The 19724-nt window shown below is 73.6% G+C and carries 19 protein-coding genes; 6 read left to right on the top strand and 13 right to left on the bottom strand.

Features of this window, described 5'->3' with window-relative positions; all coding sequences use genetic code 11:
- Positions 1-48: 48 nt before the first annotated feature.
- Complete coding sequence (locus tag ACWCV9_RS22465) at positions 49-534, bottom strand: Lrp/AsnC family transcriptional regulator (protein ID WP_385844212.1); 486 nt, start codon at positions 532-534, stop codon at positions 49-51.
- Between the two features lie 60 nt (positions 535-594).
- On the opposite strand from ACWCV9_RS22465, the gene ACWCV9_RS22460 reads away from it, so the two are divergent.
- Positions 595-1803 (top strand): trans-sulfuration enzyme family protein, encoded by a 1209-nt coding sequence (locus ACWCV9_RS22460; RefSeq protein ID WP_450788949.1) that lies wholly within the window; start codon positions 595-597, stop codon positions 1801-1803.
- A 111-nt stretch (positions 1804-1914) separates the two neighbouring features.
- Here the strand turns inward: ACWCV9_RS22460 and ACWCV9_RS22455 are convergent, their stop codons facing one another.
- The 4 genes from ACWCV9_RS22455 to ACWCV9_RS22440 form a co-directional block, all read right to left on the bottom strand.
- A complete protein-coding gene (locus tag ACWCV9_RS22455; RefSeq protein WP_450788947.1) occupies positions 1915-3351 on the bottom strand; it encodes a GNAT family N-acetyltransferase in 1437 nt (478 codons plus the stop codon).
- 226 nt (positions 3352-3577) lie between these two features.
- A complete protein-coding gene (locus tag ACWCV9_RS22450; RefSeq protein ID WP_450788945.1) occupies positions 3578-5161 on the bottom strand; it encodes an alkaline phosphatase D family protein in 1584 nt (527 codons plus the stop codon).
- 171 nt (positions 5162-5332) lie between these two features.
- Positions 5333-6163 (bottom strand): alpha/beta fold hydrolase, encoded by an 831-nt coding sequence (locus ACWCV9_RS22445; protein ID WP_450788943.1) that lies wholly within the window; start codon positions 6161-6163, stop codon positions 5333-5335.
- 97 nt (positions 6164-6260) lie between these two features.
- The gene (locus tag ACWCV9_RS22440) at positions 6261-6914 is read right to left on the bottom strand and encodes an NADPH-dependent F420 reductase (protein ID WP_450788941.1); all 654 of its coding nucleotides are present in this window, start codon (positions 6912-6914) and stop codon (positions 6261-6263) included.
- 122 nt (positions 6915-7036) lie between these two features.
- Between ACWCV9_RS22440 and sigJ the strand changes: the two genes are divergently transcribed.
- Together sigJ and ACWCV9_RS22430 are read left to right on the top strand one after the other, a co-directional pair.
- Positions 7037-7921, top strand: a complete 885-nt coding sequence (gene sigJ, locus ACWCV9_RS22435) for an RNA polymerase sigma factor SigJ (RefSeq protein WP_450788939.1) — start codon at positions 7037-7039, stop codon at positions 7919-7921.
- Between the two features lie 190 nt (positions 7922-8111).
- Positions 8112-8873, top strand: coding sequence for a GntR family transcriptional regulator (locus tag ACWCV9_RS22430; protein ID WP_450788938.1), 762 nt, complete (start codon positions 8112-8114; stop codon positions 8871-8873).
- Positions 8874-8994: 121 nt separating this feature from the next.
- Here ACWCV9_RS22430 and ACWCV9_RS22425 read toward each other — a convergent pair whose 3' ends face one another.
- The 3 genes from ACWCV9_RS22425 to ACWCV9_RS22415 all read right to left on the bottom strand — a co-directional run bounded on the left by ACWCV9_RS22425 (position 8995) and on the right by ACWCV9_RS22415 (position 12070).
- Positions 8995-10155 (bottom strand): ROK family transcriptional regulator, encoded by a 1161-nt coding sequence (locus ACWCV9_RS22425; protein ID WP_450788936.1) that lies wholly within the window; start codon positions 10153-10155, stop codon positions 8995-8997.
- An 89-nt stretch (positions 10156-10244) separates the two neighbouring features.
- Positions 10245-10901 carry a response regulator transcription factor gene (locus ACWCV9_RS22420; RefSeq protein WP_450788934.1) on the bottom strand — a complete coding sequence of 219 codons (657 nt, stop codon included), beginning with the start codon at positions 10899-10901 and terminating at the stop codon, positions 10245-10247.
- A 14-nt stretch (positions 10902-10915) separates the two neighbouring features.
- Entirely contained in the window at positions 10916-12070 is a 1155-nt protein-coding gene (locus tag ACWCV9_RS22415) for a sensor histidine kinase (protein WP_450789115.1), read from the bottom strand.
- Between the two features lie 124 nt (positions 12071-12194).
- Here ACWCV9_RS22415 and ACWCV9_RS22410 point away from each other — a divergent pair, with 124 nt between their 5' ends.
- From ACWCV9_RS22410 to ACWCV9_RS22400, 3 genes are read left to right on the top strand one after another with little or no spacing between them, the layout of a single operon-like run.
- A complete protein-coding gene (locus ACWCV9_RS22410; RefSeq protein ID WP_450788933.1) occupies positions 12195-13115 on the top strand; it encodes an ABC transporter ATP-binding protein in 921 nt (306 codons plus the stop codon).
- Positions 13116-13117: 2 nt separating this feature from the next.
- Complete coding sequence (locus tag ACWCV9_RS22405) at positions 13118-13828, top strand: ABC transporter permease (RefSeq protein WP_450788932.1); 711 nt, start codon at positions 13118-13120, stop codon at positions 13826-13828.
- Positions 13829-13869: 41 nt separating this feature from the next.
- Positions 13870-14313 carry a hypothetical protein gene (locus ACWCV9_RS22400; protein ID WP_450788930.1) on the top strand — a complete coding sequence of 148 codons (444 nt, stop codon included), beginning with the start codon at positions 13870-13872 and terminating at the stop codon, positions 14311-14313.
- Positions 14314-14344: 31 nt separating this feature from the next.
- On the opposite strand, the gene mug is transcribed toward ACWCV9_RS22400, so the two are convergent.
- The 5 genes from mug to ACWCV9_RS22375 all read right to left on the bottom strand — a co-directional run bounded on the left by mug (position 14345) and on the right by ACWCV9_RS22375 (position 19632).
- Positions 14345-14836: a G/U mismatch-specific DNA glycosylase gene (gene mug / locus ACWCV9_RS22395; RefSeq protein WP_385844229.1), complete on the bottom strand. Its 492-nt coding sequence runs from the start codon at positions 14834-14836 to the stop codon at positions 14345-14347.
- A gap of 56 nt (positions 14837-14892) precedes the next feature.
- Positions 14893-16335, bottom strand: coding sequence for an adenylosuccinate lyase (gene purB / locus ACWCV9_RS22390; RefSeq protein ID WP_450788928.1), 1443 nt, complete (start codon positions 16333-16335; stop codon positions 14893-14895).
- A gap of 85 nt (positions 16336-16420) precedes the next feature.
- The gene (locus ACWCV9_RS22385) at positions 16421-17209 is read right to left on the bottom strand and encodes an SGNH/GDSL hydrolase family protein (protein ID WP_450788926.1); all 789 of its coding nucleotides are present in this window, start codon (positions 17207-17209) and stop codon (positions 16421-16423) included.
- Positions 17210-17266: 57 nt separating this feature from the next.
- Positions 17267-18280, bottom strand: a complete 1014-nt coding sequence (locus ACWCV9_RS22380) for a hemolysin family protein (protein ID WP_450788925.1) — start codon at positions 18278-18280, stop codon at positions 17267-17269.
- Positions 18277-19632: a hemolysin family protein gene (locus ACWCV9_RS22375; protein WP_450788923.1), complete on the bottom strand. Its 1356-nt coding sequence runs from the start codon at positions 19630-19632 to the stop codon at positions 18277-18279. The genes ACWCV9_RS22380 and ACWCV9_RS22375 overlap by 4 nt, the downstream gene beginning before the upstream one ends.
- Positions 19633-19724: the final 92 nt, after the last annotated feature.

Below are 19724 nucleotides of genomic sequence, written 5' to 3'. Positions count from 1 at the left end.
ACATCCTCGTACGAGAGGGATCTCCGCGTCACCCACGGATGGGGGGATTCAGCTCTGGGCGTGGCCGGGCGGCAGCAGCGGCCCGCACTCCCACTGCTGGAAGATCAACCGGGTCTCCACCCGGGCCACTTCCCGCCGCGCGGTGAACTCGTCGAGCACCAGCCGCTGCAAATCGGCCATGTCCGCGACGGCCACCTGCACGAGGTAGTCGTCCGGCCCGGTCAGATGGAACACCGTACGGGCCTCCGGCAGCGCGCGGATCCGCTCCACGAACGGCCCGACCAGCTCCCGCCGGTGCGGCCGCACCTGCACCGACAGCAACGCCTGGAGCCCGCGCCCCAGCCGCGCCGGATCGAGCTGGAGCCGGTGCCCGAGGATCACCCCCGAGCGGCGCAGCCGGGTCACCCGGTCCAGGCAGGTCGACGGCGCCACGCCCACCTGGGCGGCGAGATCGCGGTAGGTGGTCCGGGCGTCGTTCTGCAACAGGCGCAGCAGATGCAGGTCCACCGGATCCAGTACGACGGATTCGGCCATTGGCCGAACGTAGCACGGCGTCTCGCCCCCGGAAACCGTCCACTGTTCACCCTTCCGCGCATGGACTCAGCGAGCACGAGTGCCCACGACGCAGTGCGCACCGCATCCCGAGCTCTGGCCACCGAGGCCGTGCACGCCGGCCGCGACGATCTCGCCCGCCAGGGCCTGCACGCCCCGCCGATCGATCTGTCGACCACCTATCCCTCCTACGACAGCCGCGCCGAGGCCGCCCGCATCGACGCCTTCGCCACCGACGGCGCCGACCCGGCCGGACCCCCGGTCTACGGCCGGCTCGGCAACCCCACCGTCGCCCGCTTCGAGACCGCGCTCGCCCGGCTGGAGGGCACCGAGTCCGCCGTCGCCTTCGCCAGCGGCATGGCCGCGCTCAGCGCCGTCCTGCTGGCCCGGTCCGCCATGGGCCTGCGCCATGTCGTCGCCGTACGGCCCCTGTACGGGTGCAGCGACCACCTGCTGACCGCAGGGCTGCTCGGTACGGAGGTCACCTGGACCGACCCGGCCGGCATCGCCGACGCGATACGGCCGGACACCGGGCTGGTGATGGTCGAGTCCCCGGCGAACCCGACCCTGGCCGAGGTCGATCTGCGGGCCGTCGCCCACGCCTGCGGCTCGGTGCCGTTGCTCGCCGACAACACCTTCGCCACCCCCGTGCTGCAACGCCCGGCCGAGCACGGCGCCCGGCTGGTGCTGCACAGCGCCACCAAGTACCTCGGCGGCCATGGCGACGTCCTCGCCGGAGTGGTCGCCTGCGACGAGGAGTTCGCCGGCCGGCTGCGGCAGATACGTTTCGCCACCGGCGGGGTGCTGCACCCGCTCGCCGGGTATCTGCTGCTGCGCGGACTGTCCACGCTTCCGGTCCGGGTCCGGGCCGCCTCCGCGAACGCCGGCGAACTGGCCCGCCGGCTCGCCGCCGACCCGCGCGTGTCCCGGGTGAGCTACCCCCGGCTCGGCGGCGCCATGATCGCCTTCGAGGTGTACGGCGATCCGCACGAGGTGATCTCCCGGGTCCGGCTCGTCACCCCGGCGGTGAGCCTCGGCAGCGTCGACACGCTCATCCAGCATCCCGCGTCCATCAGCCACCGCATCGTCGACGCGGACGACCGCCGCGGGGCCGGGGTGAGCGACCGGCTGCTGCGGCTCTCGGTGGGCCTGGAGGACGTCGACGACCTCTGGACCGACCTGGACCAGGCACTGGGCGCTCCGCAGGACCGTCAGAAGGTGGGTGCCGCCAGGGGGCACCGACAGGACTGACAGCACAGACGGACGGCCCGGCGTCTCTTCGCTGGGCCGTCCGCCCGTGTGCGGTGTTCAGGGTTATGCGTGCCTGTGGCGCCGGGGGCTGCCGGGGGAGCGGGGGGGGTGTCAGTCGCGGGGGGTGCGGCTGCCGAGAGGTTCCCATTCGTCGCCGTAGGCCGGGCGGGCGCCGGCCGGGGCCGTGCCCAGTCGGGCTGTGATCACCAGCGTGCCCTCCTCGATCTGGTAGTCGAGGGGGAGGCCGAGGCCGCGCATCGCGGCGACCATGCCGGTGTTCGACGCCTGCGTCACGGCGTACACACTCTCGCAGCCGGCGTCCACCGCCATCGCCACCAGCCGGCCGAGCAGCTCGGTGCCGACGCCACGGCGCTGCCAGTCGTCCTCGATCAGCAGGGCGACCTCGGTCTCGTCGCCGTCCCACAGCAGATGCCCCAGGCCGACGATGCGGCCCGACGGGGTCTGCGCGGCCAGCGTCCGCCCGAAGCGGGGGCTCAGCAGATGGTTCAGATAGCGGTCCGCGTCGCCCACCGGGCCGTGGTAGCGCAGGCCGATGGTGCGTGCGGAGCACCGCTCGTGCATGGCCTTGGCCGCCGCCAGGTCGCCGGTGTCGACCCGGCGGACGGTGATGTCGTTCCCCTCCGGCAGCGTCAGCACGTCCTGGCCGCGGGGAATCCGCGGGCCCAGCCGGCTGTCCAGCTCCACCAGGGCCCGCGCCCGGGCGAACTCGGCCGGGGTGAACGGCAGATACGGCCGCTCCACGGTGAGCACACCGCCTTCCGGCGCGCGCAGCCGCATGACGGTGTCCTCCAGCACCCCCTCGACCGGCACGGACTCCGCGTCCCGCTGCCCGGCGACCGGCGTCGCGGGCAGCGAACGGATCGTGCACCGACCCAGCAACTGCCGGAGCGCCAGCGGGAGTTCCGCGGTGTCCAGCGCGGTGCGGGCGGCCAGGCCGAGCACCCGGGTGGGAGCGTCCACCAGATCGTGGGCGTCGGCCCGCTCGATCCAGGTGGACGCGCCCCCGGCCAGTGCGACGGCCCGGGTGATCCCGGCCGCCGGCAGCGCGCCCGGCGCCCGCAGCAGGAACTCGTCCACCGTGCCGTCGCCGAGCGGGTGCGTCTGGAGGCTCAGGATGTCGACCCGCAGCTCGGCCAGGGCCACGCACAGCGCGGCCAGCGACCCCGGTTCGTCCTTCACCGTGGTGCGCATCCGCCACAGCGCGCCGGCGCCGGTCAGTTCGTCGCCGGAGGCGTCGGACCCGGCCGGCCGCGTCGGTGCGGCCGGCCGGGGACCGGTATCCAGGGCCGGCGGTGCGTGTCCGTGGCGCCGTGCCCACCAGGTGTGGAAGCCGGCCGTCGCGGCCAGCGCGAGCGCCGAGAACACCAGCAGGGCCGGGCCGTCCGGGCCGTGCCCCACCAGGTTCGCCACTCCGTCGGCCACGGCGACGGCCGTGAAGAGCGCGGCGAGTTCGACGATGTCCCGCCGCCAGTGGTGGACGGGCCGTCCGTGCTTCGTCCGGGTCACATCAGACATCTCTGGAGTCATGCATCCACTGTGAACGAAGGGTGTTGCGTGATCACGAACGGTTTGTGACCGATGGGTAAAGCATGCTCCGCCCTCTTTGTCGCGATTTACGCCTCTGAGGGCGGAGCTTGCCCCAGATCTTCTCGTTGTCCCCTGTTAAGAGCGCCGCCGGGTTGTCAGGTGATCGCCTCATGCAGAAAACCGTAGAGGCGACCACTGACAACGGTCCCGGCCTGCGGAAACGCGCTTACTGGCCGACCCGCCCCGGCTGCAGCGTCCGGGAGAACAGCACCGTGCCGTCGTACTCGCGCAGCCGGACCGTCAGTTCGCCGCTGTCGCCGTCGATGTCGACCTCGCCGAAGAACTGGTAGCCCTCGGCCGGGGACACGTTGGCGGTGGTGGGCGCCTTGACGAAGACCCGCTCCGGGCCGAACGTGCCGTCCAGCGCGTTGGCCGGGAAGGCGCCGGCGTTGAGCGGGCCGGAGACGAACTCCCAGAACGGCTCGAAGTCCTTGAACGCGGCCCGTGACGGGTCGTAGTGCTGGGCGGAGGTGTGGTGCACGTCGGCCGTCAGCCACACCGTGCCGGTGATCCGCCGGTGCTTGATGAACCGCAGCAGCTCGGCGATCTGCAACTCACGGCCCAGCGGGGCGCCCGGGTCGCCCTGCGCGACCGCCTCGAAGTTCGGCCTGCCCTCGACCGGGTCGGGCACGACCAGCCCGAGCGGCATGTCGTTGGCGATCACCTTCCACACCGCGCGGGACTTCGCCAGCTCCCGCTTGAGCCACTCCAGCTGCTCGCGGCCGAGGATGCCCACCGGGTCCGTGGTCTGGTCGTCGGGGGAGTTGGCGTTGCGGTAGCTGCGCATGTCGAGCACGAAGACGTCGAGCAGCGGGCCGTGGTGGACGACCCGGTAGATCCGGCCGTCGGGCCGTTCGCTGATGGTGGAGATCGGGAAGTACTCGGAGAACGCCTGCCGGGAGCGCAGCGCAAGGTCGTCCAGCTTCGTGCCGGCCGGGTAGGGGGTGCCGGTGCCGATGACCTCGCCCGGGTACCAGTTGTTGCGCACCTCGTGGTCGTCCCACTGGATGATGTTCGGCACCTGCGCGTTGAACCGGCGCAGCGCCTTGTCCAGCAGGTTGTAGCGGAAGTTGCCGCGGTAGTCGTCCAGGGTGACGGCGACGTGCGACTTCTCCTCGGTGGTGAGGTTCCGGTAGACACCGCCGTCCGGCAGGGCGGCGGTCGCCGCGATCGGCCCGTCGGCGTAGATGTTGTCGCCGCTGCACAGGAAGAAGTCCGGGTCGGTGCGCGCCATGGCGTCGAAGATCCGGTAGCCGCCGATGGACTCGTTGATGCCCCAGCCCTGACCGGCCAGGTCGCCCGACCACACGAACCGCACGCCCTGGCGCCGCCTCACCGGCGCGGTGCGGAAGGTTCCGGCCACCGGCTCGCCGGTACGGCGCGGGTCGTCCGGGTCGGCGAGCAGTACGCGGTAGTGGATCTGCTCGCCGGAGGGCAGTCCGTGCAGCCGGGTGGTGCCGGTGAAGTCCGTCCCGGCGCCCAGCAGCGGGCCGTGCCAGCGGCGCGGGTTGCGGAAGGACTCGGTGGCCGCCGTCTCCACGATCATCCGGGCGGGCCGGTCCGAACGCACCCAGACCAGCCCGGAGTCGGTGGTGACGTCGCCGGCCTGCACGCCCCACCCCGCCTCCGGGCGTCCCGAGCGGGCGAAGGCCGGGGCCGCGCCGAGGCCCACGGGCAGGGTCAGGGCCGCCGACGCGGCGAGGGAGCCGCGCAGAACGCTGCGGCGGCCGGGGAACGGACGGTGTGACATGGCTGTGCCTCCAGGGACGGGTTCCGGCCAGTGTGCGAAGCCACACCTACGGGCACCCTGAGGCGCGCACGCGAACCCCACATGAACAACCGCCCCGCGAAGGTGCCGTCACGGTTGCGCGTACGACGGGCCGGTCCTCGCGGTCGTCCACGGTCCCTTCGTCCGCCCCGGTCAGCTGCTGCCGTCCAGGATGACGCGGGCGACCAGGGCCGGGTCGTCGTTCATCGGGCAGTGGCCGCAGCCGGGCAGCCGGATCAGCCGGGCGTGCGGGAGGATCCGCTTCGCGCGGACGCCCTGGCGGCGCAGGAGGATCCGGTCCCGGGCGCCCCAGGCCACGGTGACCGGCAGGCCCGGCAGATCGTCGGTGAACCGTACGGTCGTTCCCGCCCGCAGCGTCGCGGCGAAGCCGGTCGCGCCGGCCAGCGCGAGCGTCTCGGCGACCACGGCCTCCGGTGCCCGGCGGCCGGGCCGGTGGTAGATGGTGCTGGTCAGCGCGGCGCGGCCGGCCGCGGTGGCGGACAGCTGCCGCACCAGCGGCGGCGGGAGCCGCTCGGCGACGCCCCGCATGGCGAGCAGCAGCGCGAAGGCGTACCGCCGCTCGGCCTCGGTCCAGAAGCCGGCCGGGGCCAGCGCGGTGACGGACCGTACGCGCTTCTCGCGGCCCAGCTCCAGGGCGAGCAGACCGCCCAGGGAGTTGCCGGCGATGTGCGGCCGGTCGAGGCCGAGCGCCTCGAACAGCGCGCCCAGCACGGAGTTGGTCGTGGGCAGGTCGTAGGCCAGACCGTCCGGCAGCCCCGGGGAGACGCCGAAGCCGGGCAGGTCGACGGCGATCACATCGCGCTCGGTGGCGAGGATGTCCACGACCGGGTCCCAGGCCTGCCGGTGATGGCCGATGCCGTGCAGCAGGACCAGCGGCTCGCCGCGCCCCACGCGCGCGTAGGACACGGTCACGTCCTTCGGGCCGTGTGCAGTGGGGACCGGGAAGGAGACGGTGGCGGACATCAGGGTGCTCCTCGTCTGGGCTGCTGACGGACGGCGTGGACAGCTTGTCAGCAATTGCTACCGACGGGTAGCCCCCGGTGGTGCGCCCCAACCGCGGTCAACCCGCCCGCCGTACCTCGATATTGAAATCGGCGCTGCCGAACCGCTGGAACATCCCGAGCCACAGCGGCAGATACATCTCCAGGGCGCGGGCCCAGCGGATGCCGCCCAGGTCCACCACCCGCCCGGCCGGCCATCCGAACTCCCCGAGCAACGAGACGACCTGCGCCTTGGCCTCCGCATCGGCGCCGCACACGAACAGATGGTGCTCGCCCGGCACCCGCCCCGGATCCACCATCACCTGGCAGTTGACGGTGTTCAGCGTCTTCACCACACGCGCCTGCGGGAACTCCCGCTGGATCCGCTCGCCCACGCTGTCCGACTCCACCGGATCCAGCCGCGGCAGCCCGTCCTCGAACGCCAGCGGATTGGAGACGTCCACCAGCACCTTGCCGTCCAGATGCTCCGCACCGGCCGCCCGCAGCGCGTCGAGCGCCACCCGGCCGCCCACCGCGTTGACGACGACCTCCGCCGCCGCGGCCGCATCCGCGAACGACCCCGCGCGGGCCCGGCCCGGCGAGGCCGTGGCCCACTCCTGGGCGACCGGATTGTCCCGGGTGCGCGAGCCCAGTGTCACCTCGTGCCCCAGCTCCACCAGCCTGCCGCCCAGTGTGCGCCCCACCTCGCCCGTGCCCAGCACCGCGTACCGCATCGATCACCTCCAGATCGGCGGCCGCCGGCCCCCGGCGGCCCGCGGTCATTGTGATCCGGACCGTGCCCGGAACCGCCCGATTCCGCTGGACACCCGCGGGGCGTGTCGGATGGGATGGAAGCATGATCGCCGACAGTGCCACCGACGTCTTCGAAGAGCACCGGCCCCTGCTCACCGGCGTCGCCTACCGCATGCTCGGCCGGGTGGCCGACGCCGAGGACGTGGTCCAGGACACCTGGCTGCGCTGGTCCCGCGCCGACCGCGAGGAGGTCCGCGAACCCCGCGCCTATCTGGTGCGCATCACCACCCGGCTGGCCATCGACCGGCTGCGCCAGGCGCAGGCGCGCAGCGAGGCGTACGTCGGACCCTGGCTGCCCGAGCCGTACGTCACCGAGTTCGGCGAGGCCGTCCCGGACGCGGCGGAGCGCGCGCTGCTCGCCGACTCCGTCTCGCTGGCCGTCATGGTCGTCCTGGAGTCGCTGTCACCGCTGGAACGGGCCGTGTTCGTGCTCAGGGAGGCCTTCGGCTTCCCGTTCGCCGAGATCGCCGCGCTCCTCGACCGCGCCGAGCCGGCGGTACGGCAACTCGCCGGCCGGGCCCGCCGGCACGTGGCGGAGCGGCGACCCCGTTACGACGTGGACCCCGCCGAGCGCCGGGACCTGACCGAGCGCTTCCTCGTGGCGGCGGGCGGGGGCGACCTCGAGGGGCTCATGTCCCTGCTCGCCCCGGACGTCCAGCTGGTCGGCGACAGCGGCGGCAAGGCCAAGGCGCCCGTGCGCGTCCTGCACTCCGCGGACAAGGTCGGCCGCTTCCTCGCCGCCGTCTCGCCCGCCGGCGCCGCCACCCTGTCCGCCCGCTTCCTGGAGGTCAACGGCGGCCCGGCCGTGCTGCTCCTGGCCGGCGACGAACCCGTGAGCCTGCTCCAGCTGGACACCGCCGACGGCCGCATCACCTCCGTGTACATCATCCGCAACCCCGACAAGCTGCGGCACCTCGCCGGCCGCTGACCCCCGTCACCAGGAAGCCCCCGTCGTACGGCGGGGGCTTCGTCGTGCCGTCACCCGGGCGTCGCCGCAGGGATCGAGGATTGGTCTTGACCAAGGGTGACGGCCGCCCTATGGTCGCAGAGAAGTGCAACAACCTTTAATAAACAAGGGCGCTAAAAACCGCCGGACCACGGCTCTTGCGGAGGACAGGGTGGGGACCACGCAGCTGGAATCGGTGCCGGAACCGAAGTACTGGCATCTCAAGACCGTGCTCACCGAGGCACTCGACTCCGAGTTCTCCGTCGGCGAGATCCTCCCCAACGAACGCGACCTCGCCGCCCGTTTCGGCGTCGCCCGCGCCACCCTCCGTCAGGCCCTGGAACAGCTGGAGCTGGAGGGCCGGTTGCAGCGCCGCCGCGGTGTGGGTACGACCGTCGCACCCCCGCGCGTGGGCGTGGCCGTCGGCACCGCGCAGCACAGCTGGCCGGGCGGTGCCGACGACGCCTGGCAGCCCCTCGACAGCGTCCAAGCGGTGCCGCCCGCGGCGGTCGCCGCGGCCCTGGAGACCGCCGCGGACGAGGCCGTGCACACCGTGCGCCGCTCCCGGATGTCCCACGGCCAGCAGGTCGCCACCGAGCTGCTCTACATCCCCGCCGCCTCGGTGCCCGGCCTCACCGCCATCGACGCCCCGTCCGGCCCGGCACGCGCGCGTGCGGTGCTGCGCGAGGTGCAGCACCTCCCGCTGGAGGGCCAGGACCGCGCCGTCGAGCTGGGCTCCGCCCGCGCGGACGACGCCAGGGACCTGGACCGGCTCCCCGGCTCGCCCGTCCTCGTCGTCACCACCCGCTTCTACGCCCAGGGGCGTACCGCGGCCCTCTCCGTGGCGACCTACCGCGCCGACACCTGCCGGCTGACCTTCGGCGACTCACCGGACGTCGAGATACACCACGACCCGGAGCGCCAGGCCTCCTGACCCCCGGACCCGTCAGGGCCCTGCAACCCGATCCGTCAGGGCCCTGCAACCCGATCCGTCAGGGCCCTGCAACCCGATCCGTCAGGGCCCTGCAACGCCGGCAAGGCCCGAAAGAGTGGCTCTAGCCCCGACGGGCCGTCACCGTTCCCTCGACCGCGAACAGCTGCTCCTCCACCCGGTCCAGGGCCAGCCGCAGCGCTCCCGTGGCCACGGCCGCCTCGCCCAGCAACGACAGCGCCACCCGGGGCGGCCGCAGGCAGTAGCGGGCCAGTTCGCGGCGCAGCGGCTCCAGCACACCGTCGAGACCGGCGGCCCAGCCGCCGATCACGACCAGCTCCGGGTCGAGCGCCAGCACCAGCGCGGCCACGTCGTGCACCAGCCGCTGGATGAACCGCTCGACGGCCGCCTCCGCCCGCTGATCACCCTCCCGGGCCAGCGCGAACACCTCGGCGACCGCCTGCTCGTCCAGCGGATGCAACGGCTCGTCGGTGGTGGACAACAGCGTCTCCGGGGTGGCCTCACGGCCCAGCAGGTGCAGCGCGCCGATCTCCCCGGCCGCTCCGCCGTAACCGCGGTGCAGCCGCCCGCCGATCAGCGCACCGGCGCCCGGGCTCAGCCCCGCCAGCACGAACACCACGTCGTCGCTCTCGGTCGCCGCGCCCTTCCAGTGCTCGGCGACGGCCGCCGCGTTGGCGTCGTTCTCCACCAGCACCGGGCACTTGAAGGACCGGCTCAGCCGCTCGCCGAGGTGGAGGCCGGTCCACTGCGGCAGGGCCGTGCCCAGCCGGATCGTGCCGTCGTCCGCCACGATGCCGGGCGTGCCCACCCCCACCGCCCGCAGGGAATCACGCGCCACCCCCGCCCGGCGCAGCAGCTCGGCGACCGCGCCGCGCAGCCGGTCGAGCCGTTCGTCGGCCGGCGCCGTCTCGTCGACCTCCCTGGCCTGCGCGCCCAGCACCCGTCCGTCCAGGTCGGACAGGAGCGCGGCGACCCGGTGGGCGCCGATCTCCAGGCCCAGCAGATGGCCCGCCTCGGCCCGGAACCGGAACCGGCGGGCGGGCCGCCCCTGACGGCGCGCGATGCCCTCGCCGGCCGCCGCCTCCGCCACCAGCCCGGCCTCGACGAGGCCCTCGACCACACCCTCGACGGTCGGCCGGGACAGCCCGGTGACCCGGGTGATCTCGGTGAACGTCGCACAGTCCGTGGCCCGCAGCGCGTGCAGCACCACCGCGGAATTGATCCTTCGCAGCAGCGAGGGATCGCCGCCGGTCAGCTGCCCCACCGTCCGTCCTCCCAGCTCGCGGGCGTGTTGGCCGGATCGTACTCGGCCCGCCGCACCCCGGCGAGTGCCGGGCCCCGCACCGGCCGGGCTCAGCGCGGAGCCACGAACCCCGACTCGTACGCGGCGATCACCGCCTGGGTGCGGTCGCGCGCCCCGAGCTTGGTCAGTACGGCGCTCACATGCGACTTCACCGTCTCCGTGCCCACGACCAGACGGGCCGCGATCTCCGCGTTCGACAGGCCGCGCGCCATGAGCCGCAGCACCTCCGCCTCCCGCTCGGTCAGCCGGGCCCCGGCCGGCCCGGCCGGCGCCGGCCCGCCGCCGTCGCCGTACCGGGCGGCGAGCCGCCGGACGGAGGCCGGGAACAGCAGGGACTCGCCCTCCGCCACCAGCCGTACCGCGTGCACGATCTCGGCGGGCCGGGCCCGCTTCAGCAGAAAGCCGTCGGCGCCCGCGCGCAGCGCCTCGTACACGAACGCGTCGTCCTCGAAGGTGGTCACCACGAGGATCTTCGGCGGATCGGCGACCGTGCGCAGCACCGCGCGCGTGGCCTCGATGCCGTCCATCAGGGGCATCCGCACGTCCATCGCGACCACGTCCGGCCGCAGTTGCCGTACCAGCGGAATGACCGCCGCCCCGTCGGCCGCCTCACCCACCACCTCGATATCGGCCTGCGCCTCCAGCACGGCCCGCAGACCCGCGCGGACCAAAGGCTCATCGTCGACAAGAAGTACGGTGACCGGCACCCGGCCAGCCTAGATCAGCCGCATGGCAGCTCCGCATGGACCTGCCAGTCGCCCTCGTGCGGGCCGGTGCGGGCCGTGCCGCCGAGCAGGGCGGCCCGTTCGCGTATGCCGCGCAGCCCGCTGCCCCGCCCTGGACCGGGGGGCGCGGCCGGCAGGGGATTGCGGACCTCCAGGGCGAGCGTGCCGTCGGCGACCGCGACCCGGACCCGCACCGGGACGGCGCCCGCGTGCCGCAGCACATTGGTGAGCGCCTCCTGGAGGATGCGGTACCCCTCCCGGGACACCGGCCCCGGCACGGCCGCGACCGGGCCGGTCACCTCGGCGTCGACCTTCGCCCCGGAGACGCGCGCCGACTCCAGCAGCCGGTCGGCGTCGGCCAGCGTGGGCCGGGCGCTCACCGGCCGCTCGGCCTCGCGCAGCACGCCCAGCACCCGCTCCAGGTCCGCCAGGGCGGCCCGCCCGGTCTCCTCGATGGCGTCCAGCGCGCGCTCCGTGAACCGCGGATCGCCCGCCGCCCGGGCCGCACCCGCCTGCACCACGGCCACCGTCAGCGCGTGCCCGATCGAGTCGTGCAACTCCCGGGCGATCCGGGTGCGTTCCAGCAGCCGCTCGGTGCGCTCCTCCAGCGCCGCCAGCCGCTCCGCCGCGGACGGCCCGAGGAGCCGGCGCGCGCAGAGCGTGACCAGCTCGCCCAGGCCCACGACCACGCCGTACAGGGCGAGCAGCGGAAGCGGCGTCAGCAGGGCCCAGGCGGGGTCCGGCGGCAGCCGGTCCAGCAGCGGCATCCCGGACGGCGCCCGGCCGGCCGCGCACCGCGCCAGCTCGAAGGCGGCGACCGGCAGCCACACCGTGCCGAACATGGCCGCGGCGCCGAGCAGCATCCGCAGCTCCAGCCACAGCACCGTGCGCCATCTGTCCCGCCACGTCGCCGACGGGGTCTCGGAGATGCCCGAGTCGGCCGCACCGGGCGTCAGCAGCAGCCGCGCCTGCACCCCTTCACCGGTCCGTACGCCGGGCAGCAGACCGACCGGGACGAGCAGCAGCGCGGGCACCCACGGGGTCGATATGTCGATGAAGAGCCAGATGCTGACGACCAGCATCGGCACCCAGAGATGCAAGAGGCGCGTGTACGTCGTCCCGCGCAGCAGCGGGCGCAGAAAGCGGACCAGACAGAGGCGGACCATGGAGACATCGTCGCAGGCAGCACCGGCAACGGGCCTCCCCCGCACGGGGGAGACGATCTCCACCGGCGGGGGAGGACCGCCGCCCCCGGCCCCGGCCAGGCTGGCTGTCATGACGACCATCGAAGTACGCGACCTCACCAAGGAGTACGCCGGCCGGCGGGCCGTCGACCGGCTCACCTTCACCGTCCGGCCCGGCCGGGTCACCGGCTTCCTCGGCCCCAACGGCGCCGGCAAGTCGACCACGATGAGGCTCGTCCTCGGACTCGACCGGCCCACCTCCGGCACGGCCACCGTGGGCGGCCGCCGCTACGCCGAACTCCCCGAGCCGCTGCGGCGGGTGGGCGCGCTGCTCGACGCGCGGGCCGCGCACGGCTCCCGCACCGCCCGGGACCATCTGCGCGCCCTCGCCGCGAGCAACCGCATCCCTGACCGCCGGGTCGACAGCGTCCTGGAGCAGACCGGCCTCGCCCCGGTGGCCCGGCGCCGGGTGCGGACGTACTCCCTCGGCATGCGCCAGCGGCTCGGCATCGCCGCCGCGCTGCTCGGCGACCCCGAGGTGGTCCTGCTGGACGAGCCCGCCAACGGCCTCGACCCCGAAGGCATCGTCTGGATCCGGGACCTGCTGCGCCGGCTCGCCGCCGAGGGCCGTACGGTCCTGGTCTCCAGCCATCTGATGAACGAGACCGCCGCCTTCGCCGACCATCTGGTGATCCTGGGCCGCGGCCGCCTCCTCGCCGACACCCCGGTACGGGAGTTCATCCACGCACGCGTGCAGCCCGGCATCCGGGTCCGCACCACGGACGCCGGCGCGCTCGACGGCCTGCTCGCCCGGCACGGTCTGGACGCCGCCAGGAGCGAGGACGGCGCGTGGATCGTGCGGCACGCGCGCGTGGAGGACCTCGGCCGGCTCCTGGCCGACGCGCGCGTCCCCGTCACGGAACTCGCCGCCCAGGAGGCCACCCTGGAGGAGGCCTACCTCGATCTGACCGCGGCCGAGGCCGAGTTCACCGCCCAGCCCCAGGAGGCCTGACCATGCCCTTCGTGCCCGTGTTCCACGCCGAGTGGATCAAGATCCGCACCCTGCGCTCGCTGCCGGCCGCCCTGGCCGCGATGCTGCTCGCCACCACCGCCTTCTCGGCGCTGGCAGCGGCCGACGACACCGCGTCCGACCCGCTGTTCTCTGCCTTCTTCGGCATCAGCTTCGGCCAGATCGCCGCGATCGCCTTCGGTACGACGGCGGTCTCCGCCGAGTTCCGCGGCGGCGCGCTGCGGCTGACCCTGTCGGCGGTGCCCGACCGGCGCCGCTGGTTCGCGGCGAAGGTCACGGCGATCGCGCTGCCGGTACTCGCCGTCGGCCTGCTCACCGGCCTGGTGACCCTGCTGGTGGGCCGGGCGGTTCTCGGCGCCTCGGCCCCCGCCTGGTCCGAGGGGCTGCGCGGCGCCGTCGGCTGCGGTCTCGACCTGACCCTGATGGCCCTGTTCGCCGCGGGGCTCGCGGCGGTGCTCCGCAGCGGCACGGCGACCCTGTCCCTGCTCATCCCCTTCGTCCTGATCGTGTCCTTCGTGGTCGGCGACATGTCCGGCGGGGTGGCGGACTTCCTGCCCGACCGGGCCGGCCAGGTGATCCTGCACAGCTCCTGGGACGGCTCCCTCGGCCCGTGGACCGGTCTCGCGGTCACCGCGGGATGGACGGCGGCGGCCCTGCTCGCCGGCGCGTGGACCCTGCACCGCAGGGACGCCTGACGCCCCGCCAATTGTCAGTGCCGCCCGCTTTACTGGGCCGTATGGACATCGCGACCTGCCTGGCCCTCATCGACCTGCTGTGCGCCCGGGAGTTCCCGGCGGACCACGGCGGATCCGACGTGGGCACGGCGGGGCCCGGCTATCTCACGGTGGAGCTGGTGACGAGCCGGGGCGCGGCCGCGGAGCACCCGGAGATCCGGCAGCGCACGGCGGCGGACTTCCACGCGTACCGGGAGGCACTCGCCGGGCGGCTCGCCGACCGCTGGGGCCGGCAGCCCCCGTGGGGCCAGCTGACCCTGCGCACCCGCATGAGCCGCGGCGAGGAGATCCCGCAGCCCTGGGCGGACCTGTGCCTGTGCACCGACGACCTCGACGTGTGGCAGCCGGACCACATCGACCGCTGGCTCGCCCTGGGCGTCGCCGACCGCGACGAGGCGGACGAGATCCACCTCCTGGCCACGGTCACGGAGATACCCCCGCCCTGACCCCCTCACGGCGACGGATCGCCAGGGGTGCTCAGGGCGCCTGCGCCGCCTCCCGCAGCCGGGCGAACTCCGCCGCCATCGTCGCCGTCGTCCAGTGGGCGTTCAGGCCGCTGGGGTTGGGGAGCACCCACAGGCGGGTGTCGCCGATGGTCCGTTCCTGCGGTCCCACCCGGGCCGTGCGGTCGGCGAAGGCCGCCCGGTAGGCGGTCACCCCGACCACGGCCAGCCAGCTCGGCCGCAGCCGGGTCACCTTGGCGGTCAGCAGCCGGCCGCCCTCGGCGTACTCCTCGGGCGTCAGCTCGTCGGCCCGCGCGGTCGCCCGGGCGACGACATTGGTGATGCCCAGCCCGTAGGAGAGCAGCTCCTGCTGTTCCTCGGGCTTCAGCAGCCGGGGTGTGAAGCCGGACAGGTGCAGCACGGGCCAGAAGCGGTTGCCGGGGCGGGCGAAGTGATGACCGGTCGCCGCCGTCATCAGGCCGGGGTTGATACCGCAGAAGAGCACGCGGAGGCCGCCCGCGACCACGTCCGGTACCAGACGGTCGCGGGCGGCCTCCAGGTCCGCCTTGGTGAAGCGGGGGGTCAGAGGATCGCTCCGGGGGTGTAACCGGCCGCCTCCGGGCGCTGCTTGACGATCTCCTCGATCCGGCCGGCCACCAGGGCGACCTGGTCGGCCGCCGCACCGGTGAAGGACAGCTTGTCGGCCATCAGGGCCGCCAGCTGGTCGCGGTCGAGCGGCAGCCGCTCGTCGGCGGCGAGTTTGTCCAGCAGGTCGTTGCGCTCGGCGCCCTGCTCGCGCATGGCGAGCGCGGTGGCCACGGCGTTCTCCTTGATCGCCTCGTGCGCGACCTCGCGGCCGACGCCCGCCCGCACCGCTCCCATGAGCACCTTGGTGGTGGCCAGGAAGGGCAGGTAGCGGTCCAGCTCGCGGGCGACGACGGCGGGGAAGGCGCCGAACTCGTCGAGGACGGTCAGGAAGGTCTCCAGCAGGCCGTCCAGCGCGAAGAAGGCGTCGGGCAGGGCCACCCGGCGCACCACCGAGCAGGACACATCGCCCTCGTTCCACTGGTCGCCCGCCAGCTCGCCGGTCATCGACGCGTAGCCGCGCAGGATCACCATCAGGCCGTTGACGCGCTCGCAGGAGCGGGTGTTCATCTTGTGCGGCATCGCCGAGGAACCGACCTGGCCCGGCTTGAAGCCCTCGGTGACCAGCTCGTGCCCGGCCATCAGCCGGATCGTCTTGGCCAGCGAGGACGGCGCCGCCGCCAGCTGCACCAGCGCGGTGACGACCTCGTAGTCCAGCGAGCGCGGGTAGACCTGGCCGACCGAGGTGAAGGCCTGCGAGAAGCCCAGGTGGCCCGCGATCCGGCCCTCCAGCTCGGCCAGCTTGGACGCGTCCCCGCCGAGCAGGTCCAGCATGTCCTGGGCGGTGCCGACCGGGCCCTTGATGCCGCGCAGCGGGTAGCGGGCGAGGAGCTCCTCGACCCGGCCGTACGCCACCAGCAGCTCGTCGGCGGCCGTGGCGAAGCGCTTGCCGAGGGTCGTGGCCTGGGCGGCGACGTTGTGCGAGCGGCCGGCCATGACCAGCTCGGCGTACTCGCCCGCGAGCTTGCCGAGGCGCGCCAGCACGGCCACCGTACGGTCCCGCACCAGCTCCAGGGAGAGCCGGATCTGGAGCTGCTCGACGTTCTCCGTGAGGTCACGGGAGGTCATGCCCTTGTGTACGTGCTCGTGCCCGGCGAGGTCGTTGAACTCCTCGATCCGCGCCTTCACATCGTGCCGGGTGACCTTCTCGCGCTCGGCGATCGAGGCCAGGTCGACGGTGTCGAGGACGCGCTCGTAGTCGGCGATCGCCTCGTCCGGCACCTCGATGCCGAGGTCCTTCTGGGCCCGCAGCACGGCGAGCCAGAGCTGCCGCTCCAGCTTCACCTTCTGCTCGGGGGACCAGAGCGTGGCGAGCTCGGCCGAGGCGTAGCGTCCGGCGAGGACGTTCGGGATGCGGGGCTTGGCGGGCGCTGAAGTCACGTCTCCGGATTCTACTGGCGATTTGTGCAGGCCAGCGCCACGCCCCCGTTCGGTGGAAGCTACGAGAGCCGCGTCACTGCCGTCCTCAGGCCTGACCCTCGTACGGCAGCAGGTCGGGGCGTTTGGCGGGGCGGCCGTCGCCGGAGGAGCGGCCGGTGAGGCGGCGGCCGATCCAGGGCAGCAGATGCTGCCGGGCGAACCGGGCGTCCGTCACCCGGCGGGTCAGCCAGCCGGGCGGGGCGGTGGCCGGCATCGGCACATGCCACTCGGTGTCCTCCGGCTCGTACCCGAGCGTCTGCCACACGGCCTCGGCGACCCGGCGGTGCCCCTCGGCCGTGAGGTGCAGCCGGTCCACGTCCCACATCCGCGGGTCGCTCAGCGCGGGGGCGCCGTACAGGTCGACCACCAGCGCGCCGTGCCGGCCGGCCAGCTCCTCCACGCAGGAGTACAGCTCCTCCATGCGCGGCCGGAACCGGTCCAGCACCGGTCCCTGGCGGCCGGGGCTGCGCATCAGCACCAGCTGCTTGCAGGACGGGGCGAGGCGTTCGACGGCCTCGGTCAGCAGGTCGCGCACCCGGACCATGTCGCACGTGGGCCGCAGGGTGTCGTTGAGACCGCCGACCAGCGTGACCACATCGGCGTTCATGGCGGCCGCCACGTCCACCTGCTCGGCCACGATCTGCCCGATGAGCTTTCCCCGCACGGCGAGGTTGGCGTACCGGAATCCCGGTGTGCGGGCGGCCATCCGCGCGGCGAGCAGGTCGGCCCAGCCCCGGTAGGAGCCGTCGGGCAGCAGGTCCGACATGCCCTCGGTGAAGGAGTCGCCGACCGCGACCAGGCTGGTGTACGGGGAAGGAGCGGGATTCGTCTGCATGGCGTCAGCGATGGTATCCCGGCTCCATACCCGTCGGTCGGTCGGCCCCCGAACCCCTCAGACGGGCTGCCCGAACAGCTGCCGCAGCACGTCCTCCATGGTCACCAGACCGGCCAGCCGGCCGTCGTCGCCGAGGACCGCCGCGAGGTGCGTACGGCTGCCCCGCATCGCGGTGAGCACGTCGTCCAGCGGGGTCCGCTCGCGCACGCGCGCGATGGGGCGCATGTCCCGCAGCCGGAACGGCACATGCCGGGGCGAGGCGTCCAGCGCGTCCTTGACGTGCAGATAGCCCACGATCCGGCGGCCGGAGTCCACGACCGGGAACCGGGAGAAGCCCGACTCGGCCGACAGCCGCTCCAGCTGCTCCGGCGTGACACCCACGCGCGCGTAGACCACCCGTTCCAGCGGCACGACCACGTCGCGCACGGGCCGGCTGCCCAGCTCCAGGGCGTCGTGCAGCCGCTCCTGCGCCCGGTTGTCGATCAGCCCGGCCTCGCTGGCGTCCTTGACGATCTCGGCCAGCTCGGTGTCCGTGAAGGTCGCCGCCACCTCACCCTTGGCCTCCACCCGCAGCAGCTTCAGCAGCCCGTTGGCGAAGGCGTTGATCGCGAAGATCACCGGGCGCAGCGCCCGGGCCAGGGTGACCAGCGGCGGGCCGAGCAGCAGCGCGCTGCGCACGGGCTCGGCGAGCGAGATGTTCTTCGGGACCATCTCGCCGAGCAGCATGTGCAGATACGTGGCCAGGGCCAGCGCGATCACGAAGGACACCGCGTGGCCCGCGCCGACCGGTACCCCGAGCGCGTGGAAGACCGGCTCCAGCAGATGCGCGATCGCCGGCTCGGCGACCACACCGAGGACCAGGGTGCACAGCGTGATGCCGAGCTGGGCGGCGGCCAGCAGCGCCGACACGTGCTCCAGGCCCCACAGCACGCTCCTGGCGCGCCGGTCGCCCTCCTGGGCGAGCGGTTCGATCTGCGAGCGGCGCACCGAGATCAGCGCGAACTCGGCGCCGACGAAGAAGGCGTTGACGACGAGGGTCGCCAGACCGATCAGCAGCTGTACGGCGGTCATCGCGCCCCCTCCGGCGTCGTCCCCTCGGCCGGCCGGCCGGGCTCGTCGTCCAGCGGGGCGTGCAGCAGCAGCCGGGCCGCCCGGCGGCCCGAGGCGTCCACCACCTCCAGCTGCCAGCCGGAGACATGGACGCTGTCCCCGCTCGCCGGTATCCGCCCCAGCTCGGTGGCGACCAGTCCGGCCAGGGTCTCGTACGGCCCCTCGGGCACCCGGAGGCCCACACGCGCCAGCTGGTCGGTGCGGGCGGCGCCGTCGGCCGAGTACAGCGCGCGGCCCTGCTCGTCCGCCCCGGCGGGGGCGAGGTCGGGCGTCTCGTGCGGATCGTGCTCGTCGCGCACCTCGCCGACGACCTCCTCGACGATGTCCTCCAGGGTGGCCACGCCCGCCGTACCGCCGTACTCGTCGATGACCACGGCCATGGTCCGCCTGCCGCCGAGCCGGTCCAGCAGCCGGTCGACGGTGAGCGACTCGGGCACCAGCAGAGGTTCGCGCATCACCTGGGCGACCGTGCGGCGCGGGCGCTCCTCGGCGCGTACGGCCAGGACGTCCTTGATGTGCGCGATGCCGACGACCGAGTCCAGGCTGCCCCGGTAGACCGGGAACCGGGACAGTCCGGTGGCCCGGGTCGCGTTCGCCACGTCCTCGCAGGTCGCCTGGAGGTCCAGGGCGATCACCTGGACGCGCGGGGTCATCACGTTCTCGGCGGTCAGGTCGGCCAGGTTCAGGGTGCGGACGAACAGTTCGGCGGTGTCCGCCTCCAGCGCGCCCTCCTTGGCGGAGTGCCGGGCGAGGGCCGCCAGCTCCTGCGGGCCGCGCGCGGAGGCCAGCTCCTCGGCGGGCTCGATGCCGAGCCGTCGTACGAACCGGTTGGCCGTGTTGTTCAGGTGGGTGATGAAGGGCCGGAAGACCGCGCTGAACCAGCGCTGGGCGTTGCCGACCCGCTTGGCCATGGCCAGCGGCGAGGAGATCGCCCAGTTCTTGGGCACCAGCTCGCCGACGACCATCAGGAACACCGTCGACAGGGCGGTGCCGAGCACCAGTGCCACCGAGGTCGCCGTGGACCGGGACAGGCCCATGGCCTCGAAGGGGCCGGCCAGCAGCTGGGCGATCGACGGCTCGGCGAGCATGCCGACCACCAGATTGGTGACGGTGATGCCGAGCTGGGCGCCGGAGAGCTGGAAGGTCAGGTTCCGTACGGCCTTCAGGGCGCCCGCGGCACCGCGCTCGCCGCGCGCGGCGGCCCGCTCCAGCTCGCCGCGCTCCACGGTGGTCAGCGAGAACTCCGCCGCCACGAAGGCGCCGCAGGCGAGGGACAGCAGGACCGCCACCAGAAGGAGCAGCACTTCGGTCATCGGGTCACCCCCGTCCCATGATCGGACAGGGCAGGACGGAACGCACGGTGTCGCGCACCGGGGGGCTCGCCCATGGGCGGACGCTCACAACC

The sequence above is a fragment of the Streptomyces sp. NPDC001606 genome (assembly GCF_053596835.1).
This window is presented reverse-complemented; position numbering and strand designations above follow the sequence as displayed.

Coding starts and splice junctions, on each gene's coding strand:
- ACWCV9_RS22465 (WP_385844212.1), bottom strand. CDS start 534: ATGGCCGAATCCGTCGTACTGGATCCGGTGGACCTGCATCTGCTGCGC.
- ACWCV9_RS22460 (WP_450788949.1), top strand. CDS start 595: ATGGACTCAGCGAGCACGAGTGCCCACGACGCAGTGCGCACCGCATCC.
- ACWCV9_RS22455 (WP_450788947.1), bottom strand. CDS start 3,351: ATGACTCCAGAGATGTCTGATGTGACCCGGACGAAGCACGGACGGCCC.
- ACWCV9_RS22450 (WP_450788945.1), bottom strand. CDS start 5,161: ATGTCACACCGTCCGTTCCCCGGCCGCCGCAGCGTTCTGCGCGGCTCC.
- ACWCV9_RS22445 (WP_450788943.1), bottom strand. CDS start 6,163: ATGTCCGCCACCGTCTCCTTCCCGGTCCCCACTGCACACGGCCCGAAG.
- ACWCV9_RS22440 (WP_450788941.1), bottom strand. CDS start 6,914: ATGCGGTACGCGGTGCTGGGCACGGGCGAGGTGGGGCGCACACTGGGC.
- sigJ (WP_450788939.1), top strand. CDS start 7,037: ATGATCGCCGACAGTGCCACCGACGTCTTCGAAGAGCACCGGCCCCTG.
- ACWCV9_RS22410 (WP_450788933.1), top strand. CDS start 12,195: ATGACGACCATCGAAGTACGCGACCTCACCAAGGAGTACGCCGGCCGG.
- ACWCV9_RS22405 (WP_450788932.1), top strand. CDS start 13,118: ATGCCCTTCGTGCCCGTGTTCCACGCCGAGTGGATCAAGATCCGCACC.
- ACWCV9_RS22400 (WP_450788930.1), top strand. CDS start 13,870: ATGGACATCGCGACCTGCCTGGCCCTCATCGACCTGCTGTGCGCCCGG.
- ACWCV9_RS22385 (WP_450788926.1), bottom strand. CDS start 17,209: ATGCAGACGAATCCCGCTCCTTCCCCGTACACCAGCCTGGTCGCGGTC.
- ACWCV9_RS22380 (WP_450788925.1), bottom strand. CDS start 18,280: ATGACCGCCGTACAGCTGCTGATCGGTCTGGCGACCCTCGTCGTCAAC.
- ACWCV9_RS22375 (WP_450788923.1), bottom strand. CDS start 19,632: ATGACCGAAGTGCTGCTCCTTCTGGTGGCGGTCCTGCTGTCCCTCGCC.